We start from the raw sequence: 19,224 nt of genomic DNA, 5'->3' as shown, positions 1-19,224 counted from the left end.
CGGGCCTGTGCAGAAAGGTTCCGTCCGTCCCGTGGGGAGATGGCGGACCAGCGGGGGACGGGACGGGGGACCGGTTGGACCGATCACCGGGAGACATTCCAGGGTCCCCGCGCGGACGCCTGCCCGGCCCGCGCGCCCGGGGCGAGTCAGTCCTGCTCGGCGCCCTTCTCCTTCGCCTGCTTCAGCGCCTTCAGCCGCGCCGCCTCCTTGCGGACCTCGGCCTGGGTGGCGCGCTCCTTCTCGAGCCACTCGGGCGCCTCGTCCCGCAGCGCCTCGATCTGCTCGGTGGTCAGGGCCTCGGTGACGCCACCGCGCGCCAGGCCCGCGATGGAGATGCCGAGCCTCGCCGCGACCACCGGGCGGGGGTGCGGGCCGTTCGCCCGCAGTTCGCGCAGCCACGCGGGCGGGTCGGTCTGCAGCGCGTTCAGCTCGGCGCGCGAGACCACGCCCTCCTGGAACTCGGCCGGGGTGGCGGGCAGGTACACACCCAGCTTCTTCGCCGCGGTCGCGGCCTTCATCGTCTGGGTGGTCTGGTGCGACTTCATGGGGCCAAGGGTATCGGCCGGGTGCGGGACGGCCGACCACGGCCGGTAGCCTGGCCCGGTGACAGGCTCGGAGGAATCACCGTCGTTCCGGCTCGCGTACGTCCCCGGAGTGACGCCCGCCAAGTGGGTGCGGATCTGGAACGAGCGGCTGCCCGGCACCCCGCTCACCCTCGTCCAGGTCCCGGCCGGCGAGGTGTCCGGCGTGCTGCGGGCGGGCGACGCGGACGCGGGCTTCGTCCGGCTGCCCGTGGACCGCACGTTCTTCAGCGCGATCCCCCTCTACGAGGAGACGACGGTGGTCGTCGCCCCCAAGGACCACCTGATCACGGCGGTGGACGAGGTGAGCGTGGACGACCTCGCCGAGGAGGTCCTCTTCCACCCCCTGGACGACGTCTTCGACTGGGACGGCCCGCCCGGTGAGCCGGCCTTCGAGCGGCCCGCCACCACGGCGGACGCCGTCGAGCTGGTCGCCGCGGGCGTCGGTCTGCTCGTCGTGCCGCAGTCGCTGGCCCGGCTGCACCACCGCAAGGACCTCACCTACCGCCCGCTGACCGACGGACCGCGTTCGACCGTGGCCCTCTCCTGGCCGCAGGACGCCACCACCGACCTGGTCGAGGATCTGATCGGCATCGTCCGCGGCCGGACCGTCAACAGCACCCGGGGCCGCGCGTCCGAGCAGCAGCAGCGCCCCGACAAGACCGCCACCCGGCAGAAGCCCCCGGCGGCCAGGACCACCGGCCGCACTCCCCGGGGCCGCACCGGCGCGCCCAAGCCCCCGCGCCGCGGCAAGCCCCGCCGCCGCTCCTGAGCCGCTGTTCGCCGGCCGGCGTTCCTGAGCCGTTCGCCGCGGCCGCCGTCCGTGAGCCGCCGTCCGTGAGCCACGGGCGGAACACCGGGCCCGGCCTCAGGCCGCTCCGGGCCCCCACCCGCCCGGACTGCCGGTCTTCGGGGTCCCCGGACCCGCCTTCGGCGTCCCCGGATCCGGACCCGCCCGCGCCGAGCCCTGGCCCTCGCCCGGCCCCGGGCGGCTCGCCCCGCCGTCCCAGCCGCCGCCGGGGTCCCCTTCGGACCGGCGTTCCCGCAGGTCGGCGACGGCCAGGGCCATGGCGATCAGGATGATGCCGACGGCCGTCAGCATGCCCAGCTGAAGGGCTTCGGCGGGTCGGCCGTGGTTGGCGAGATGGGCGAAGTAGACCGCGCCCACGACGGCGATGCCGGCGCCGGAACCGATGCGCTGCGCCGTCTGCAGCACCCCGCCGGCCGCACCCGCCCGGTGCACGGGGACGCGGGCCAGGGTCAGGGTGGTGTTGGGCGAGATGACCAGCCCGGAGCCGATGCCGCCGATCAGCAGGGGGAAGGCCGCCGCCCAGCCGACGTCCGGCTCCGACACCCACCGGACGGCCAGCAGCGCGCCCAGCAGCCCCACCACCACCGCGCCCAGCCCTATGACGACCAGCGCGCGCCCGTACCGGACGACCAGCCGGCCTCCCGCGGCCGCCGCCGCGGCCGATCCGACGGCGAAGGGCAGCGACGCCAGTCCCGCGCCGAGCGCGCTGTAGTGCGCCACGTTCTGCAGGAACAGCGTGTAGACGAAGAAGACCGTGGTGAAGCCGGCGAAGTACACCAGGCTCAGCAGGGCGCCGAGGGTGAACGACCGCAGCCCGAACAGGCGCAGGTCCACCACCGGGGCCTGTCCGTGCCGCACCTGCCGCCGTTCCCACGCCCAGAAGGACCCCAGCAGCCCCGCCGCCACGGGCAGCAGCGCCCACTTGAGCCGTCCGGACCACTCCTGCTCCTGCACCAGGGGCAGCAGCAGCGCGAAGACACCCGCTCCCAGCAGCAGCACGCCGGGCAGGTCGAACCCCTCCCGCTTCCCGGGCGACGGCGCCTGCCGGGGCAGCAGCCGCAGCGCGGCGAGGAGCGCGGCCGCGCCGATGGGCAGGTTGACGTAGAACACCCAGCGCCAGCCGTCCTCGCCGCCCGAGGCCTCGATGAGCAGGCCGCCGACCAGCGGGCCGATCGCGGTCGAGATGCCGACGACGCTGCCGAACATGCCGAACGCCCGGGCCCGCTCGGAGCCCTGGAACATCTGCTGGATCAGCCCCGAGGTCTGCGGCGCGACCATGCCCGCCGCGGCGCCCTGGAGCAGCCGGAACAGCACCAGCCAGCCGGCGCCGGGCGCGAGTCCGCAGGCCGCCGAGGCGAGCGTGAACAGGGTCAGCCCCAGCAGGAAGGCCTCTCGGCGGCCGCGCAGGTCGCCCAGGCGTCCCGCGGGCACCAGGACCAGCCCGTAGGCGAGGGCGTACCCGGAGACCACCCACGACAGGGCGGCCTCGTCGGCGCCCAGCCCGCGCTCCATGGAGGGCAGGGCCACGTTGACGATCGAGGTGTCGAGGAGGGTCATGAAGCCCGCCGTCAGACAGACCCCGAGCGCCTGCCACCGCCGGTTGCCGGCGGCCGGGCCGGGGGACCGGCCCTGGTCTGTGGTCATGCGCCCACGCTAGGGAGTCACGACCGGTCGCGCTCGGTGAGAGGTGCCCGCCGGCGGCCGCGGCCAAGCGGCGCCCGGGCGAGGCCCGTCACCCGGACGGCCCAGCACGCACCGCGCCGGGTCACCCGCGGACGCCGCGTCCGCCACCTCCACGCACGCGTGCGGGCCCTTCAGCCTCGCCGCACGCGTGCGGGGCCCTCAGCCCCGGGTCCGGACGCCGCCGGCTCGGCCGATCGACTCCACCAGCGGCAGCAGCCGGTGCGGGACGCGCTCGCGCAGCGCCACCTCCGTACGGGTGCGCACCACTCCCGGCAGGCTGATCAGCTTCTGGATCACGTCCTCCAGGTGGGCGTTGTCCCGCGCCACCACGCGGGTGAGCAGATCCCCGCCGCCCGTGATGGAGAACGCCTCGACGATCTCCGGTACGGCGGCCAGCGCGTCCCCCACGTCGTCCAGGTGGCCCTGGGTGACCTCGATGTGCACGAACGCCAGCACCGGGTGGCCCAGCGCGGCCGCGGACAGCGAGGGGCCGGTGCCGGTGATCACACCGTCCCGTTCGAGGCGGTCCAGCCGGGCCTGGAGGGTGCCCCGGGCGACACCGAGGACGCGGGCGTACTCGCGCACGCTGGTGCGCGGCTGCTCCAGCAGCAGCCGCAGGATGCGGGTGTCGAGTTCGTCCACGGCCATGGTGTTCCGGCCTCCTGGTGCCGACGGCGATCAGCCCCGACTGTACCAATGGCTCAGCCCTCGCCCCGGCCCACTGCACCCCTCACCTGGTCCGTTGGCTCGTAGCGCGTCGCTCGCCGATCGTTCCGGCTGGGCCAATGGACCAGCGTTCGAGCGATCACTTGAGCCACCCGCCCCCGGGATGCTCTGATGGAGCCGTCGATGGCGCTGCGGACTCCGCGGCGCCTTTTTCGTGCCGAGGTCCACACCGATGTCCACAGGGGGCGGTAAGCAGTGCTGAAGAGGGTGTTCATGGCGCCGGACCCGGGGCGGACGCGCTTGCGTTTCGCCGCCCGGGCCGTGCTCGGGATCGGTGTCGCCGTGGCGGTCTGCGCCCTGGCCGGACAGTCCCTCGCGGGAACCGTCGCCGGCGGGCTGGCGGCGCTGCTCGCCCTGTTCACCGTCGCCGACGCCACCGTGCGCGGACAGGCGCTCACCACCGCGCTGCTGCCCGCCGTCGGCCTGCCGGTGCTCACCGTGGCCGCCGCGCTGCACGACGTGCCCGTCGCGCGGGACGCGGCCTTCCTCGCCGTGGTCGGCGCCGGTGTGTACGCGCGCCGCTGGGGGCCTCGCGGGCACAGCCTCGGGGTGTTCGCCTTCATGACGTTCTTCGTGGCCCAGTTCCTGCACGCCACCGCCGGGCAGCTGCCCGGGCTGTACGCCGCCGTCCTGCTGTCCGTGCTCGGTGCGGCCACCGTGCGCTTCGGGCTGTGGTGCTACGAACGCCGCCGCCCGGCGGCGGTGGTGCCCGCCCCGCCCGCCGGCACCGGCCTGGCCCGGGTGACCACCCGGCAGGCGGTCCAGGCGACCGCCGGAGCGGGTTTCGCGCTGGTGGTGGGCCAGCTGGTGTCCGGACAGCGCTGGTACTGGGCCGTCGGCGCCACCTGGTGGATCTTCGTCAACACCACCTCGCGCGGCGAGACCCTGGTGCGCGGCTTCCGCCGGGTCCTGGGCACGGTCATCGGCATCGGCCTGGGCCTGGTCGTCGCCCTGCCGGTGCACGGGGCGCCCGTCCCCACCGCCGCCCTCGTCGCCGTGGCCGTCTTCGGCATCTTCTACACGGCCGCCGTCTCCTACACCTGGATGATGCTCTGGGTGACCCTGCTCGCCGGACTGCTCTACGGCCTCCTCGGCGTCCTGAGCCCCGGCCTGCTCGCCCTGCGCCTCGCCGAGACCGGCGTCGGCGCCCTGGGTGCCGTGCTGGCCGTGCTGTTCGTCCTGCCCGTCACCACGCACGCCACCACCGACGCCTGGATCCAGCGCGCCCTGCGCTGCGTCCACGCCTGCACGGCCGAGGCGGCCGCCCGCCTCGCGGGCTCCGCGGCCGCCGACCCGGCACCGCGCGTGGCCGAACTGGAGCAGTTGCTCGGCCGGGTGCGGCTCTCCGTGGCCCCCCTCGTGCACCCGCTCAACCCCGCGCGCGGCCGCAAGCGGCGCGCCCGCCGGGTGCTCGCCCTGCTCGACGACTGCGCCCGCGAGGTCCGCGGCCTGGTCGCGGTGGCCGCCGACCCCGAGGCCTCCCACGACGCGCGGCTGGCCGCCGCCTGCTGGCGCGTGGAGACCGCCGTCGAGGCCCTCACCCAGGGCGGCTCCGAGTACGTCAGCCGCCCCGCCGAGCCGCCGGCCGAACCGGCGCTGGCCCATCTGCACGGCCTGGAACGCGCCCTGGCCGAGTTGGCCGAGCCGCTGCGCGCCCCCGCACGGTCGCGGCTGGTGGAGGCCTGACGCCCACGGTCCCGCCCGGCCTGCCGCGGCACGGCCGGGCGGGGCGGCGCCCCACGGCCCGGCGACATCGCGCCTCTCTTGGTCTAGACCGCCGGTGATCGACTGCTACCGTCGGCCACTGACGGGCACGGACCGAGAGGGGACTGCGGTGGCAGACGACGGCAGGCGGCTGAGAGCGTTCATCGGGTCGTTCACGGCGGCGGGCGGACCCGGCCTCGTGCTGGCCGAGGTGCACCCGCACAGCGGCGCACTGACCCTGCTCGGCAGCGTCGACTCCGTCCCCGACCCCTCCTACCTGGCCCTGTCGCCCGACGGCGAGACGCTGTACGCGGTCAGCGAGACCGCCGACGGCGCGGTCGCCGCCTACCGCGTCGACGGCGGCAAGCCGCGGCTCGCCGGACCCCCGGTGCCGGTCGGAGGCAACGGACCCACGCACCTCGGCCTGTACGCCGGGCACGTGCTGACCGCCAACTACGGCTCCGGCAGCGTCACGGCCGTCCCCGTGCGCCCCGACGGCGCCCTCGCCACCGCCGCGTCCGGCCTGCTCCAGCACTCCGGTGCCGGGCCGCACGAGCGGCGCCAGCGCGGCCCGCACGCCCACCAGGTGCAGGCCGACCCCAGCGGGCGCTGGGCGGTCAGCGTCGACCTCGGCACCGACTCGGTGCGCGTGTGCACCCTCGACGACGGCCGGCCCGCCGTGCACCGCGAGGTCGCGCTGCGGCCCGGGTCCGGCCCGCGTCACCTGGCCTTCCACCCCGGGGGCCGGCACGCCTACGTGGTCAACGAGCTGACCCCCACCGTGACCGTCTGCCGCTGGGACGCCGACAGCGGCTCCCTGAAGCCGCTGAGCGAGGTCCCGGTCCTGCGGGACGCCCCGGCCGGGGACGCCTACCCCTCGGGCGTCGTCGTCGCGCCCGACGGCCGCTTCGTGTGGACCGCCACCCGCGGCGAGGACGTGCTGAGCGTGTTCGCCGTCGAGGGGGACACCCTGCGGCTGACCGCCACCGTGCCGTGCGGCGGTCACTGGCCGCGCGCGCTGGCGCAGTGCGGCGGCTACCTCTACGCGGCCAACGAGCGCTCCGGTGACGTCACCTGGTTCGCGCTCGACCCCGCGACCGGACTGCCCCGCTACGACGGCTCGGTGGCGGTGGCGGCGGCGTCCTGCGTCGTCTTCGGCTGAACCCCGCACCGGTCCCGCCCCCCCGACACGGCCGAGGGCCCGCTCCGCGCAGGAGCGGGCCCTCGGCCGTGTCGGGGGGCGGCGGTGGTCTCAGCGGACCGGGGCGCCCTGCGGCTGCGGGGCGATGCCCAGCGCCGTCGTGTACTTGGCGAGGGCGAGCTTGCCGATCGCCGGGTACGGGCCGAGCGCCTCGGCGGCGGAGCAGCCCGCCTCCTCGGTGGCCGCCGCCAGCAGACCGGGGCCGATCTCCGGACCGATCAGATACGGGGCCAGGGCCAGCTGCTGCGCGCCCGCGGAGCGCAGCTGCTCGGCGACGGAGGCGATCGAACCCTCCTGGTCCAGGGCGGCAGCCATCACCGGCACGGCCAGTCGCGCGGCCAGCAGCATGCCGGTGATCCCGGCCGCCTGCACCGCCTCCTCGCCGCCCACCGAGGCCAGGATGATGCCGTCGGCGGCGGTGGCCACGGTGAACAGCCGGGCGCGGTCGGCACGGGCCAGGCCGGCCTCGGACAGCCGCACGTGCAGCGCCTCGGCGAGCAGCGGGTGCGGGCCGAGCACGTCGGTCAGCTCGGCGGCGACCCGGCTGTCCATGACGGCCTGGCGCAGCCGGCGCAGCAGCGCGCCGTCCGGACCGGCCAGCAGCGGCACGACCACCGCGACGGGGCCGTCGGGCTCCTTGGCCTCCAGGCCGGCGGCCAGGGCCTGCTCGTAGCGGGCGGTGCGCTCCTCGGCGGTGCGGACCAGCACCGACCGGAGGGTGGGGAACTCCGCGTCGTCGCCGTCGAGGTACCCGATCCGGGCATCCAGGCCGGGAAGCTCGGAACGGGCGATGCTCACGACCTCCTCGGCGAGGCCGCGGGTGGTGGCGCTGGGCGCGCCGGGCACCGCGAGAACGAGCGCGGGCGCGTGCTCGGGAGCCACCAGCGGTTCGGGGCGGCGGTGCCGTCCGGGCTGGCGGGGTCGCGGCATTCGTACTGGCAGGCCGGACGCGGGCCCAGTGGGGGAGCTCATGGCGCCGCATGTTACTGGCTTCCTGGGCTCCCCTGTTCGGGGAGGGTGCAGGTGAGCGGTATCCGTCCGGTTTTGTCTGATGAGTTACGTACGGATCGTCAGTGATCGCGGCACTTGCCGGACAGATGTCCCGTCAGGGGGATCGGTCCCGGTCCGCGGATGTCACGTGGAGCATCGCCGGCTCGTCCGGCAGGGCGAGCCGCCCGGCGGCCAGTTCGGCCGCGATCCGCACCGCGCCGTGCAACGGGTCGCCCTCGGCGGGCACCCGCCTGGCGTGCGGCAGCCGTCGCGCCAACTCCTCGCCCAGCGGTACGAGGAGGGGGTCGCCCAGCCCGGCCAGGCCGCCGGTGAGGCAGACGCGGGGCTCGCCGTCCGGCGGGCAGACCGCGGCCGCGGAGTCGGCCATGTGGGCCGCGGCCGCGCGCAGGATCGCTGCCGCGACGGGGTCGTGCCCGGCGCAGGCGGCCACGCGGGGCGCGAAGGAGGCCAGGACGGAGGGCCGGTCGGTGCGCGGGTAGAGCAGGCCGGGCAGGTCCCGCACGGGCCCGAACTGCTCCCGCAGGCACGCCAGCAGGGGCTGTGAGCCGCCGTCCCGCCCGTCGTGGGCGCGCAGGGCCGCCTCCAGACCGGCCCGCCCGATCCAGGCGCCGCCGCCGCAGTCGCCCAGCAGATGGCCCCAGCCGTCGGCCCGCCGCCAGCCCGTCAGATCGGTGCCCACGGCGATCAGTCCCGTCCCGGCCGCGACCACCGCTCCGGGGCGCGCGCCGAGGGCGCCGGCGTAGGCGGTGACGGCGTCGGCGGCCAGCGCCACGGCGCGCACGCCCAGTTCCCGGGCCAGGGCGCCCGGCAGTTCGGCGCGCAGGGCGTCGCCAAGGGTGGCGAACCCGGCGGCGCCGACGACGGCAGCGGACAGCTCGCCGACCCCGGCGGCGGCGGCCGACGCGCGGGCCATGGGCAGCAGTTGCTCCAGCAGGTGTCCGGGGTCGATGCCCCGCGGGCCGGTGCGCACCGCGTCCCGCGACACCAGCGGCCGCGGCGCCGCCCGCCCGGGCACGGCGACGACGACACGGAGACCCGAGCCGCCGGAGTCGACGGCGAGGAGACCGGGCGGCGCGCCGGCGCCGGTCACGGCAGGCGCCAGTCCACCGGCTGTCCGCCCTGCTCGATCAGCAGGTCGTTGACCCGGCTGAACGGGCGCGAGCCGAAGAAACCGCGGTCCGCCGACATCGGCGACGGGTGGGCGGACTCCACGGCAGGCAGCCGGCCCAGCAGCGGGCGGAGGTTGCGGGCGTCGCGGCCCCACAGCACCGACACCAGCGGTTTCCCACGTGCGGCCAGCGCGCGGATCGCCTGCTCGGTGACTTCCTCCCAGCCCTTGTCACGGTGCGCGCCCGGGCGGCGCGGCGCCGTGGTCAGCGCCCTGTTGAGCAGCAGGACGCCCTGCCGCGTCCACGGCGTCAGGTCCCCGCCGGACGGCTGCGGCAGCCCCAGGTCGTCGTGCAGCTCCCGGAAGATGTTGACCAGGCTCGGCGGCAGCGGCCTCACCTCCGGTGCGACCGAGAACGACAGGCCCATCGCGTGCCCCGGGGTCGGGTAGGGGTCCTGGCCGACGATGAGGACGCGTACGTCGTCGAAGGGCTGCTGGAAGGCCCGCAGGACGTCCGGCCCGGCCGGCAGGTAGGTGCGTCCGGCGGCGATCTCCGCGCGCAGGAAGTCGCCCATCGCGGCGATCCGTCCGGCCACGGGTTCCAGGGCCTGCGCCCAGCCTGCTTCGACGATCTCGTTCAAGGGTCGTGGTGCCACGGCCGTCACCCTACTGCCGCGGAAGGTCCGGCGATCACGCGGTGACCCCACCCGTCCGAACACGACCGGAAACGACCGGAAACGGACCGCCGGCCTCCCGTCCGTGTCACCCGACGACGGCGGCCCGCACGCACAGCACGTCCGGCAGGTGGGACGCCAACTGCCGCCAGCTGTCACCGTCGTCGGCCGAGGCGAACACCTCGCCGTTGCGGTTGCCGAAGTAGACGCCCGCGGGGTCGGCGTCGTCGGTGCAGAGCGCGTCGCGCAGCACGGTCCCGTAGTGGTGCTCCTGCGGCAGTCCCGCCGACAGCGGTTCCCAGGTCTCGCCCGCGTCCGCCGTGCGGAACACCCGGCAGCGGTGCCCGGCGGGCACCCGGTCCGCGTCGGCGTTGATGGGGAAGACGTACGCCGTCCCGCCGCGGTGCGGATGGGCGGCCACCGCGAAGCCGAACGTGGACGGCAGGCCCGCGCCGATGTCGCTCCAGTGCGCGCCGGCGTCGTCGCTGCGGTACACCCCCCAGTGGTTCTGCAGGTAGAGACGGTCCGCGCTGCCCGCGTCCTGGGCGATCTTGTGCACGCACTGCCCGAACTCCGGGTCGGGATCCGGCAGGAACACCGCGGACACACCGGAGTTCGACGGCGTCCAGCTCGTGCCGCCGTCCGTGGTCCGGAACACCCCGGCGGTGGAGACGGCCACGGTCACCGCGCGCGGGTCGCGCGCGTCGGTCACCACGGTGTGCAGGCCCTCACCGCCGCCGCCCGGCACCCACCGGGAGCGCGTCGGGTGTTCCCACAGGGGGCGGACCAGCTCGAAGCTCTCGCCGCGGTCCTCGGAGCGGTACAGCGCGGCCGGTTCGGTCCCCGCGTACACCACGTCCGGTTCGGCGGCCGCGGGGTGCAGCTGCCAGACCCGCTCCAGCGACGTGCCCGTGTCCTTGGGGAACCGGACGGCGGGCCGGGCCGGTTCGCTCCAGCTGCGGCCCAGGTCGTCGGAGTGGAACACCGACGGCCCCCAGTGCGCGCTGTCGCCGCCCGCCAGCAGCCGGGGCGTGGCGCCCCGGGTGTCGATGGCGACCGAGTACACGGCCTGCGCGTTGAAGTACGGGCTGCTGTCGAACTCCCAGGCGCCGCCTCGCCGCCTTCCGAGGAACAGACCCTTTCGGGTACCCACGGCGAGCAGTACCTCGGTCATGCCGACCACCTCCGGGACGTCGTTGTCACAGGTGCTTTTCGGACACCGGTCAGTCTGCACCCCGCCACTGACAGTCACCCCCCGGAACGACGTCGCCGCAGCTCAGGGCGGTGTGGCCGGTGCGGGTGAAGATCGCTCGATTCGATGCGGGATGGGCCTGCGCGATCGGGGGGACTCGTGCGACCGTCGGCGGGAAGACTCGTGATGAGCAAGGGGGCGGCTCCTTCCGTACCGGAGAGCGTCCGGCCTGTCCATGCGCGCGTGAGGAGGATGCCGTGAGGGCGTCACGTGGTCCCAAGGTGTGGCTGTGGCGCTGGCGGCGCAACCCGCTCAAACGGCGCGCCGACACGGTCGAGGCCTGGGTGCTGCTGGGCGCCTGGCTGCTCACCGTCCTCGTCGGGACGCTGGCCGGGCTCCTCGCGTCCGGCTCGGTCGAGCACGGGCTGGCCCGCGAACGCGCCGCCCGGCACCCGTCCGTCGCCCGGGTCGTCGGCAAGGTGCCGGCGTGGCCCTCGTCGGGCAGCCGTGCCTCCCGGGCCGAACGGGTCTGGGCGAAGGTGCGCTGGACGGCCGCCGACGGCTTCGCGCACACCGGCAACGTCCGGGTCGAGCGCGGCACTGCGGCGGGTTCGGCCGTCACCGTCTGGACCGACTCCCGAGGCCGTCTCGCCGGCCGGCCGGCCGACGCCTCCGAGGCCCGTGTGCGGGCCGCTCTCGTCGGCGGCCTGGTCGGCACGGGCGCGGCCGCCGTGCCCTTCGTCGGGGGCCTCGTCCTGCGCGGCCGGCTGGAGCGGCGCCGGATGGCCGGCTGGGACGCGGAGTGGGCGCGGCTGGGCCCGCAGTGGGGCCGCACCACCGGCTGAACCGCCCATCGCCCCGCGGTTTCCCGCGGGCGGGGGCCGTCCACGGCCCGGCGCCGGGATCACGCGCCGCGACTGCCCTCAGTGGGCCGCCAGCAGGCCGGCGCAGCGTGCGAGGAGCCGTTCGTCGGTGGCGATGTCATGGCTGCCGTAGCGGCCCGCCAGTGCCGTGTGCCGCCGCCTGCCGGCGAGTTCCGCGCGCACCAGGTCGTGCAGCGGCGCCGCGGCCGGGCCCATGCCGGCCAGGAAACCGGCGATAGTGGTGCGCGTGCGCCGGTCCTCGGACCAGGCGGCCCGCAGGACGGGGAGCACCGGCTCCGGGTCCCCGGCGATGCGCCACAGGGCGCCCGCGGCCCAGGTCCGCTCCCACAGGCCCCCCGACGCCGCCAGCCGGCGCAGTTCCGGCAGGGCGGCCCGGGCGGCCGGACCGAGGCGGCCCAGTTGCTCGGCGGCCAGCCGGACGCTTCCCGGCCGCCCCTCCCGGACTTCCCGCAGCAGCACCGGCAGCACGGCGGCGGCCTCCCCCTCCGCCGCCCACAGGGCACCCGCCGCCAGGGCCGCGTGCCGGGTGTCCAGCAGCCCGCGCAGCACCGGCGCCGCCGCCCGCGCGGCCGGGCCGAACGCGTCCAGGGTCCGCAGCGCCGGGCCGACGAGGCTCTCCCGGGGGCCGAGCTCGCCCGGTGTGCCGCGCAGCAGCCGCAGGACCTCTGGCACCGCCGCCTCGTCCTTCAGGGCTCTGAGCGCCGACAGCAGGTGACCGGCGAGAGCGGGGGCGTCGGGGGAGTGCGGCGGGACCCGGCCCAGCCGGTGCCGTAACGCGGGGGCGAGGGGCGCGGCGGCCCGGCCCAGGTGGGCCACCTCGAAGCCGAGGCCGCCGGGCACGGCGGGGCCCGCCAGCAGCTGGGCGAGGACCGGCACCGCGCGCGGATCACCGGTGCGGGCCAGGGCCTTGAGCGGGGCGCCCAGCACGGCCGATCCGCGCTCCCAGCGGTGCGTCCACAGGTCGGGCCGGCCGGTCACCAGGGTGTGCAGCGCGTCGGCGGCGGGCGCGGCGAGAGCGAACAGCTCGGCCAGGACCGTCCCCGCGGCGTCTCTCAACCGGTCCTCGGGAGCCTGTAATTGGGCGCCGAGCAGGGTGACGGTCGGGCCGTAGTCGGCGCGCCACTCGCGCACCAGCCCGGCCGCCATCCACACGGCGTTGCACCGGTCCACCGGGTCGGGACAGGTCAGCTGCCCGGCGAGCAGCGCGATCCGGTCGGCCACCCGGTCGCCCAGGCCGGTGTGCAGGGTGCGCAGCAGCTGGGAGCCCTCCTCGTCCGAGGGCCGCAGTCGCCGTATCCGCCCCACCAGGGTGTCGGGGTCCGGCTGCGCGGGTGCGTCCGGGCCGCCCGAGCGGTGCGCGGAGCGTTCCCTCAGCAGCCGGACCGCGGTCGGCACCAGGTCGGCCGGGAGCCGGTCCGGGGCGGCGAGGGCCAGCCGGCCGAGCGCGGCCAGGCGCAGGCCGGGGTCGTGCGGCGGGGCGGCCAGCGCCACCAGCAGCTCCACCGCCGCCGCGGCGTGCGCGGGGTGGCGGCGGGCGAACAGGCCGAGGGCCTCGGTCAGCGCCGGCAGCACCGGCGCGTCCCGCTCGACCGCCAGCCGCTGCCGCAGCAGTGTCAGGACGCGCGGCGGATCGTCGAGGAACCGCACGACCGCCCGGGCCGCCGCCCGGCGCACGCCCGCGTCCGGGTCGGCGGCCAGCGCGACGAAGGCCCCGGCGCCCGCGCGCACCGCGTCCCGCGCCCGTGGACCACCGCCCCCGACGCTCTCCGAGCCGATGCTGACCAGCAGTTCGACGATGCCGCCGCGGTCCGGCACCTCCGGTCGGGCGGCCAGGGCGAGCAGGAACGGCACGCAGGCCAGCGTGGAGTCGTACACGTTGCCCTGGTGGTGCACCGCGCCGTACATCCCGTCGAGCGCGGTCTCCCGCTCGGCCGCCACCGCGGAGGCCAGCCCGCGCAGCAGTGCGGGCACGTCCTCCGCGCTGCCGTGGGCATGCCGCAGCGAGGCCCAGTCGACCTCGTCGATCCCCGTGAACACGTTGCCCTCCCCGAACGAGTGCCACCTGCTCGGGAGTGTGCACCACGGCACTGACAACGCACCGGAACCGGGCGGCGACTGTGTGCGATCCGTCGGCTGTCCCCGGCCACCCGGCCGGCGCGCCGGCCGGGTGGCCGCGAAGGGATCAGTTCCGGCCGGGCAGGGCCCGTTCCAGGATGGCGTCCAGTCCGGCTCCGGTGGGCAGCGTGCCGAACGCGTGCCCCCAGTCGCCGCCCAGGCGGGACGCGCAGAAGGCGTCCGCGACCGGGTGCGGGGCGTGCCGGACGAGCAGGCTGCCCTGGAGGGCCAGCGCCATCCGCTCGACCAGCCGGCGCGCTCCCGCCTGACCGGTCCCGGCCACCTCGCTGCGCAGTGCGGTCACGGCCGCGTCCAGCCGGGCGTCCGCCCCGCGCGCCAGGTCCAGTTCGCCGAAGAGGGCGTCGGCGGTGCCCGGGTCCCGGCCCAGCGCCCGCAGCACGTCCAGCGCGTTGACGTTCCCCGAGCCCTCCCAGATGGACAGCAGGGGGGCCTCCCGGTAGTGGCGCGGCATGCCCGATTCCTCGACGTAGCCGTTGCCGCCCAGGCATTCCAGCGCCTCCGCGGTGAAGGCGGGGCCGCGCTTGGTGACCCAGTACTTGCCGACGGCCGTCGCGATCCGCCGGAAGACGCGCTCCGCGGCGTCCCCGGCGGCCGCCCGGTCCGCCGCTCCGGCCAGCCGCAGCGTCAGCGTCGTCGCGGCCTCCGACTCCAGCGCGAGATCGGCCAGGACGTTGCGCATCAGCGGCTGGTCGAGCAGCCGCGCGCCGAACGCGGTGCGGTGGCGCGCGTGGTGCCCGGCCTCCACGAGCGTCTTGCGCATCAGCGTCGCCGAGGACATCACGCAGTCCAGCCGGGTGCAGTTGACCATCTCGAGGATCGTCTTCACACCCTGCCCCTCGGGGCCGACCAGCCAGGCCACGGTCCGGTCGAACTCGGGCTCGGAGGAGGCGTTGGAGCGGTTGCCGAGCTTGTCCTTCAGCCGCTGGATGCGGAAGGTGTTGCGGCTGCCGTCCGGCAGCACCCGCGGCACCAGGAAGCAGGACAGGCCGCCGGCCTGCCCCGGGGCGGACGTCCGCGCGAGCACCAGGAAGACGTCGCACATGGGCGCCGACGTGAACCACTTGTGCCCGCGCAGCGTGTACACGCCCGGCTCCGAGGTGGGCGTGGCCTCGGTGGTGTTGGTCCGGACGTCGGAGCCGCCCTGCTTCTCGGTCATGCCCATCCCGGCGAGGATCCCGGGCTTCTCGGCCGGCACCCGCAGCCCCGGCTCGTAGGCGCGGCTGGTGAGCAGGGGCTCGTAGACCTTGGCGAGGTCCGGCTGGGCGCGCAGCGCGGGGACGGCGGCGTACGTCATCGACGTCGGACAGCCGTGCCCGGCCTCGGTGTGCCCCCACACCAGCGCGCCCGCGATCCGGGCGGTGTGGGCGCCCGGCCGGCCGTCCGCCCAGGGAGCGCCCGCGAGGCCCTCGGCGACGGCGGTGCGCATCAGGTGGTGCCAGCTGGGGTGGAACTCCACCTCGTCGATCCGGTTGCCGTAGCGGTCGTGGGTGCGCAGTTCCGGCTCGTGGCGGTTGGCCAGCTCGCCCCACTCCTGGGCCTCGGCGCTGCCCGCGCGCAGCCCCAGCCGCCGGATGCCGTCCTCGGCCCACCCGGCGCCCTCCCGGCGGAGCCCTTCCAGCAGGGCGGCGTCGTCGGAGGCGTCGTAGGGCGGCAGCGGCGGGGCCTGGTTGGTGACGTCGTGCGTGACGTGGGCGGGCTGCGGCGGCTGTGTTGCGGGATGCGAGACCATGCGGCCATGTTGCACTCTTCGCGCGACCGTAGCAACGGATGCAACACGCCGTCGCCCGTACAGTACGTGCCCATGCGTATGAACGTGACGGACGGGGCCGGTGGGGCCGCCGAGGCGGGGCTGCGGCCGCTGTCCGCGCGGTCGGTCGTGCTGAGCCTGCTGCTGGGCGCGCATCCCCCGGAGCTTCCGGTGGCGGACCTCGTCCGGCTGGTCGAGCCCTTCGGAGTGGGCGGCTCCACCCTGCGGGCCGCCCTGAGCCGGATGGTGGCCGCCGGGGACCTCCGGCGCACGGCCGGTGTCTACGGCCTCAGCGACCGGCTGCTGGCCCGCCGGCGCCGGCAGGACGACGCGGTGCACCCGCGCACGCGCGCGTGGGACGGCGACTGGGAGATGCTGGTGATCACGGCGACCGGCCGGGGCCCCGCCGAACGCGCCGACCTCCGCGCCCGGCTGGCGGCGCTGCGCCTGGCGGAGCTGCGCGAAGGCGTGTGGCTGCGCCCGGCCAACCTGGCCCGGCCGCTGCCGGACGGCCTGCACCGGGTGGCGCAGGCCTTCACCGCCCGCCCCGGCGAGCTGCCGTCCGACGGCTCCGGGGCACCCGCGCACGGCAGCCCGGACGAGACCTCCCGCGACCTGGCCGCCCGTCTGTGGCCGCTGGACGCCTGGGCGGCGACCGCCCGGACGCTGCTCGCGCGCGCGGCCGGTGCGCACCGCCCGGCCGACCGCCTCACCGCCTTCGCCGCCGTGGTGCGCCACCTCGTCACCGACCCCGTCCTGCCGCCGCGGCTGCTGCCCGCCGACTGGCCGGGCGAGGCCCTGCGCGCGGCCTACGCCGGGTACCGCCGGGACCTCACCGCCGTGGTCGGACGGCGGGCGGGCGAGGGGTGAGGGCGGCGGCCGCAGGCCGCCGCCCGTGCGGGGCGACGGCCTGCGGGGCGCGGGGCGGGCTCACTTGTAGGTGATGTCCGAGGACGCGTACTTGCAGTAGGTCCCGTCGGCACCCGTGCCGTTCTTGGTCGGTTCCGCGCCGGTGCTGTTCCCGATGTACTTCTGGCACGGAACGATCTTCTTGCTGCTGTCGCCGACGATCGTGATGCCCCTCAGGGTCGCGCTGTCGCCGTAGTTGGTGTTGATGCCGACGAGCCGGCTGCCCTTGTAGGTGGCCTCGATCGTGCTGAGGTTGATCGACCGCTTGTACTGCGTCTTGCAGTTGCCGCAGGAGCGGACGAAGGTGCCGAAGTTCTGCACCGCGAAGCCGGAGACGTTGAGCGTGCCGGCGCCGTTGAACTGGAACACCTTGTCGCTGGCCTCCTTCGCGCCGCCCCCGGAGACCGTGTAGACGTTCGAGGAGGAGGAGCCGAGGAAGGTGGCCGCGTCCTCGCCGACGTCCTCCCACCAGACGTTCTGCAGGGTGCAGCTGCCCAGGCAGTGGATGCCGTCGGCGGCGGGGGAGCCGATGATGACGTTCTTCAGGACCGTGCCGGCCGCCAGTTCCAGGATCGGGCCCTGGTCCTCGTCCTGGCTGCCGGAGCCCAGGTCACCGGTGCCGTACAGGCGCTTCATCCCGTAGTCCTTGGTGCCGGAGACCGAGATGGTGGCGGAGACGGCCTGGCTGCCGGAGGCCGTGGGCCAGGTGGCGGCATTCGCCGTGGCGCCGCTAGTCATGATCATGCCAACAGTGAGGCCGAGGGCGGCGAGGGTGCCCGGCAGCGCCCGTCCCGCGCGCGTGCCGGTCCGTGCTCGTGAACTCATGTCCCGTGTGCCTTCTTCCGTGGTGAGGGGTCGGTCGGGAGGGGGGATCAGATCTTGCCGGTGCCCGCGCCGGACGTCACCGAGGCGACGACCGTCGAGGCGGCCTCGGCGGTGTAGCTGTACGGCGGGCTGGTGAAGGTGCCGACCTGGGAGATCTCCGTCGCGGCGCCGCCGAGGTCGTTGCCGCGCAGGTTGGCGTAGCCGTCCACGTCGCTGTCCCGGCTGGTGGTGACGGCGACCTGGGTGCTGCGGAAGACGTTGTTCTCCACCAGCATCTGGGCGCCCATCCGGGAGTGGACGGCCGTCTCCGCGCCGACGACGTAGTTGTCGTAGAAGTGCCCGGTGCCGAAGCGCAGGCTGGGGATGCGGGAGTTGACGTTGTCGAACCAGTTGTGGTGGTACGTCACCCGCAGGTGTCCGGTGTCCTCGCTGGAGTTGCTGTCGCTGTGGCCCACCAGCGAGCCCTTGTAGTGGTTCTTGAAGGTGTTCCAGGAGACGGTGACGTAGTCGGAGGCGTGGGTGATGTCGACCAGGCCGTCGTAGTAGTCCTTGCCGTGGTCCCGGTCCGACGACAGGGCGTTGTGGTCGAGCCACACCTTCGTCGACTGCTGCACGGTGATGGCGTCCGTGCCCTTCGCCTTGCTGATGTTCAGGTTGCGGATGACGACGTTGGAGACCTTCTTCAGCCGCAGGCCGCCGCCGGTGAACCCGGAGGACGAGCCGACGCCGAGCACCGTGGTGTTGGCTCCGACGTCGACCTGCCCGCTCAGCGGGATCAGGCCGCTGACCTTGACCACCTTGGCCGTGCTGCCGGTGACGGCCGACTTGAAGGCGCTGAGCGTGGAGACGGTGACCGCGGTGGCGCTGCCGCCGCCGGTGGTCCCGGCGCCGTAGCCGACCGGGGAGGTCTCGGCCGCGCCGGCGTTCTGGGGGAGTGCGAGCACGGCCGCGGCCGCGAGGGCGACGGTGGCGGCCGCCGTCATGGGAGAACGTGGTGTACGCATGCGGGTGCGTCCCTTCCAGTGGGGATGGAGTGGGTCATGTACATGAACGATGTACGCCATGTGGAACGCGTTGTGCAGCGAGTGGCCAACTGAGCCCGACTGGCGGGCCTGACGGTCACGCTTATGAACGGACCGTAAAGTGAAAGCGCTTTCTGGTCAACGCCTCCCGCACAGTCGTTTTCGGCCAAGGACCGGCTGCCGCGGACCGCACTCCCCGGAGTGCCGTCCTCTGGCGCCCCGCCGGAACGCGGGGCTCGCGGGCCGCCCGGTGGCGCGGGCGCCGGGCGTGGCGTCTCCTGGGGACAGGAGCCTCGCGGTCCCTGCCGGGACATCCCGCAGCGGGGCCGCGGCGGACACGGATGGCGATCTCACCGGGCGAGGAGAGTCATGGCTGAGCGGAAGTCGTCGTCGGTCCTCACGGCGCCGGTGCACGGCGCGGCGTCGGTGCTGCGCCGGGTGCCCGGCGCGGGCATGGTCGGCAGGGCCGCGGAAGGAACACTGGACAAGGTCGGTGCCATGTCACCGCGTACGCGGCGGCTGGCGGTGTACACGGGCGCCGGGGTGCTCGGCGTCGCGGGCGTCGTGGAGTGGCCCGTGGCGATGACCGGCGCCGCCGTCGCCTGGCTCACCCAGCCCAGGCCGCAGGGTCCCGCGGAGGCCGCGCGGCCCTCGCCCCCGACCGCGCCCCCGCACGCGCTGAGCGGACCCGAGGTCTCGGACGAGGCCCAGGCCGCGGACGAGGTGCGGGCGACGGACGAGGTCCTGGCCCCGGACGCGGCCCCGCCCTCGGACGAAGCCCTGCTGGAAGCCGCCACGCACGCACCGCACGCACCGCAGACGCCCGGGACGGCGGCGACGCCTGACGCGCCGGACGCGCCGGACGCGGTGAAGGCTCCGAAGGGGTCGAAGTCGAAGGACAAGAAGGAAAAGAAAGACAAGAAGGACAAGCACGGCAAGTCGTCGAAGGATGGCGTGCACGCGGGTCGCCTCGGCCCGACGGCGCGGCCCGACCGCACGTCTCTCTGAAC

General features: G+C 75.5%; 17 protein-coding genes. 6 read left to right on the top strand and 11 right to left on the bottom strand.

All coding sequences use genetic code 11. From position 1 onward, the window contains the following. Positions 1 to 146: 146 nt before the first annotated feature. Positions 147 to 545, bottom strand: a complete 399-nt coding sequence (locus tag ACZ6CZ_RS14840; protein ID WP_469019833.1) for a DUF5997 family protein — start codon at positions 543 to 545, stop codon at positions 147 to 149. Between the two features lie 58 nt (positions 546 to 603). Between ACZ6CZ_RS14840 and ACZ6CZ_RS14835 the strand changes: the two genes are divergently transcribed. After that, positions 604 to 1,353 carry a LysR family transcriptional regulator substrate-binding protein gene (locus tag ACZ6CZ_RS14835; protein ID WP_469019830.1) on the top strand — a complete coding sequence of 250 codons (750 nt, stop codon included), beginning with the start codon at positions 604 to 606 and terminating at the stop codon, positions 1,351 to 1,353. Positions 1,354 to 1,449: 96 nt separating this feature from the next. On the opposite strand, the gene ACZ6CZ_RS14830 is transcribed toward ACZ6CZ_RS14835, so the two are convergent. Both ACZ6CZ_RS14830 and ACZ6CZ_RS14825 read right to left on the bottom strand, forming a co-directional pair. Further along, entirely contained in the window at positions 1,450 to 3,036 is a 1,587-nt protein-coding gene (locus tag ACZ6CZ_RS14830; RefSeq protein ID WP_469019828.1) for an MFS transporter, read from the bottom strand. 198 nt (positions 3,037 to 3,234) lie between these two features. Next, positions 3,235 to 3,723: an Lrp/AsnC family transcriptional regulator gene (locus ACZ6CZ_RS14825; protein WP_469019826.1), complete on the bottom strand. Its 489-nt coding sequence runs from the start codon at positions 3,721 to 3,723 to the stop codon at positions 3,235 to 3,237. A gap of 273 nt (positions 3,724 to 3,996) precedes the next feature. On the opposite strand from ACZ6CZ_RS14825, the gene ACZ6CZ_RS14820 reads away from it, so the two are divergent. Then, positions 3,997 to 5,487 carry an FUSC family protein gene (locus ACZ6CZ_RS14820; RefSeq protein WP_469019823.1) on the top strand — a complete coding sequence of 497 codons (1,491 nt, stop codon included), beginning with the start codon at positions 3,997 to 3,999 and terminating at the stop codon, positions 5,485 to 5,487. Positions 5,488 to 5,635: 148 nt separating this feature from the next. Next, positions 5,636 to 6,667, top strand: coding sequence for a lactonase family protein (locus ACZ6CZ_RS14815; RefSeq protein WP_469019821.1), 1,032 nt, complete (start codon positions 5,636 to 5,638; stop codon positions 6,665 to 6,667). 90 nt (positions 6,668 to 6,757) lie between these two features. Here ACZ6CZ_RS14815 and ACZ6CZ_RS14810 read toward each other — a convergent pair whose 3' ends face one another. The 4 genes from ACZ6CZ_RS14810 to ACZ6CZ_RS14795 form a co-directional block, all read right to left on the bottom strand. After that, positions 6,758 to 7,678: a sirohydrochlorin chelatase gene (locus ACZ6CZ_RS14810; protein ID WP_469019819.1), complete on the bottom strand. Its 921-nt coding sequence runs from the start codon at positions 7,676 to 7,678 to the stop codon at positions 6,758 to 6,760. Between the two features lie 133 nt (positions 7,679 to 7,811). Next, a complete protein-coding gene (locus tag ACZ6CZ_RS14805) occupies positions 7,812 to 8,807 on the bottom strand; it encodes an N-acetylglucosamine kinase (protein WP_469019816.1) in 996 nt (331 codons plus the stop codon). Then, positions 8,804 to 9,481, bottom strand: a complete 678-nt coding sequence (locus tag ACZ6CZ_RS14800; protein WP_469019813.1) for a uracil-DNA glycosylase — start codon at positions 9,479 to 9,481, stop codon at positions 8,804 to 8,806. Before ACZ6CZ_RS14800 ends, ACZ6CZ_RS14805 begins: the two co-directional genes overlap by 4 nt. A gap of 106 nt (positions 9,482 to 9,587) precedes the next feature. Continuing rightward, a complete protein-coding gene (locus ACZ6CZ_RS14795; protein ID WP_469019810.1) occupies positions 9,588 to 10,673 on the bottom strand; it encodes a WD40/YVTN/BNR-like repeat-containing protein in 1,086 nt (361 codons plus the stop codon). 275 nt (positions 10,674 to 10,948) lie between these two features. Between ACZ6CZ_RS14795 and ACZ6CZ_RS14790 the strand changes: the two genes are divergently transcribed. Next, positions 10,949 to 11,536: an Rv1733c family protein gene (locus ACZ6CZ_RS14790; protein ID WP_469019807.1), complete on the top strand. Its 588-nt coding sequence runs from the start codon at positions 10,949 to 10,951 to the stop codon at positions 11,534 to 11,536. 78 nt (positions 11,537 to 11,614) lie between these two features. On the opposite strand, the gene ACZ6CZ_RS14785 is transcribed toward ACZ6CZ_RS14790, so the two are convergent. Both ACZ6CZ_RS14785 and ACZ6CZ_RS14780 read right to left on the bottom strand, forming a co-directional pair. Next, positions 11,615 to 13,612 carry a HEAT repeat domain-containing protein gene (locus ACZ6CZ_RS14785; protein ID WP_469019803.1) on the bottom strand — a complete coding sequence of 666 codons (1,998 nt, stop codon included), beginning with the start codon at positions 13,610 to 13,612 and terminating at the stop codon, positions 11,615 to 11,617. A gap of 145 nt (positions 13,613 to 13,757) precedes the next feature. Beyond that, on the bottom strand, positions 13,758 to 15,440 hold the full coding sequence (locus ACZ6CZ_RS14780) for an acyl-CoA dehydrogenase family protein (protein WP_469019801.1): 1,683 nt from the start codon (positions 15,438 to 15,440) through the stop codon (positions 13,758 to 13,760). A gap of 72 nt (positions 15,441 to 15,512) precedes the next feature. Between ACZ6CZ_RS14780 and ACZ6CZ_RS14775 the strand changes: the two genes are divergently transcribed. After that, positions 15,513 to 16,328 carry a PaaX family transcriptional regulator C-terminal domain-containing protein gene (locus tag ACZ6CZ_RS14775; protein ID WP_469019799.1) on the top strand — a complete coding sequence of 272 codons (816 nt, stop codon included), beginning with the start codon at positions 15,513 to 15,515 and terminating at the stop codon, positions 16,326 to 16,328. Positions 16,329 to 16,388: 60 nt separating this feature from the next. On the opposite strand, the gene ACZ6CZ_RS14770 is transcribed toward ACZ6CZ_RS14775, so the two are convergent. Both ACZ6CZ_RS14770 and ACZ6CZ_RS14765 read right to left on the bottom strand, forming a co-directional pair. Continuing rightward, entirely contained in the window at positions 16,389 to 17,192 is an 804-nt protein-coding gene (locus ACZ6CZ_RS14770) for a pectate lyase (RefSeq protein WP_469019795.1), read from the bottom strand. A 47-nt stretch (positions 17,193 to 17,239) separates the two neighbouring features. Continuing rightward, positions 17,240 to 18,196: a pectate lyase family protein gene (locus ACZ6CZ_RS14765; protein WP_469019791.1), complete on the bottom strand. Its 957-nt coding sequence runs from the start codon at positions 18,194 to 18,196 to the stop codon at positions 17,240 to 17,242. A 387-nt stretch (positions 18,197 to 18,583) separates the two neighbouring features. On the opposite strand from ACZ6CZ_RS14765, the gene ACZ6CZ_RS14760 reads away from it, so the two are divergent. Continuing rightward, positions 18,584 to 19,222 (top strand): hypothetical protein, encoded by a 639-nt coding sequence (locus tag ACZ6CZ_RS14760; RefSeq protein ID WP_469019788.1) that lies wholly within the window; start codon positions 18,584 to 18,586, stop codon positions 19,220 to 19,222. Positions 19,223 to 19,224 lie beyond the last annotated feature (2 nt).

The organism is Streptomyces sp. NPDC041135 (assembly GCF_055592085.1).
Note: the sequence above shows the minus strand (reverse complement) of the source record. Positions and strands in the feature narration are given on the sequence as shown.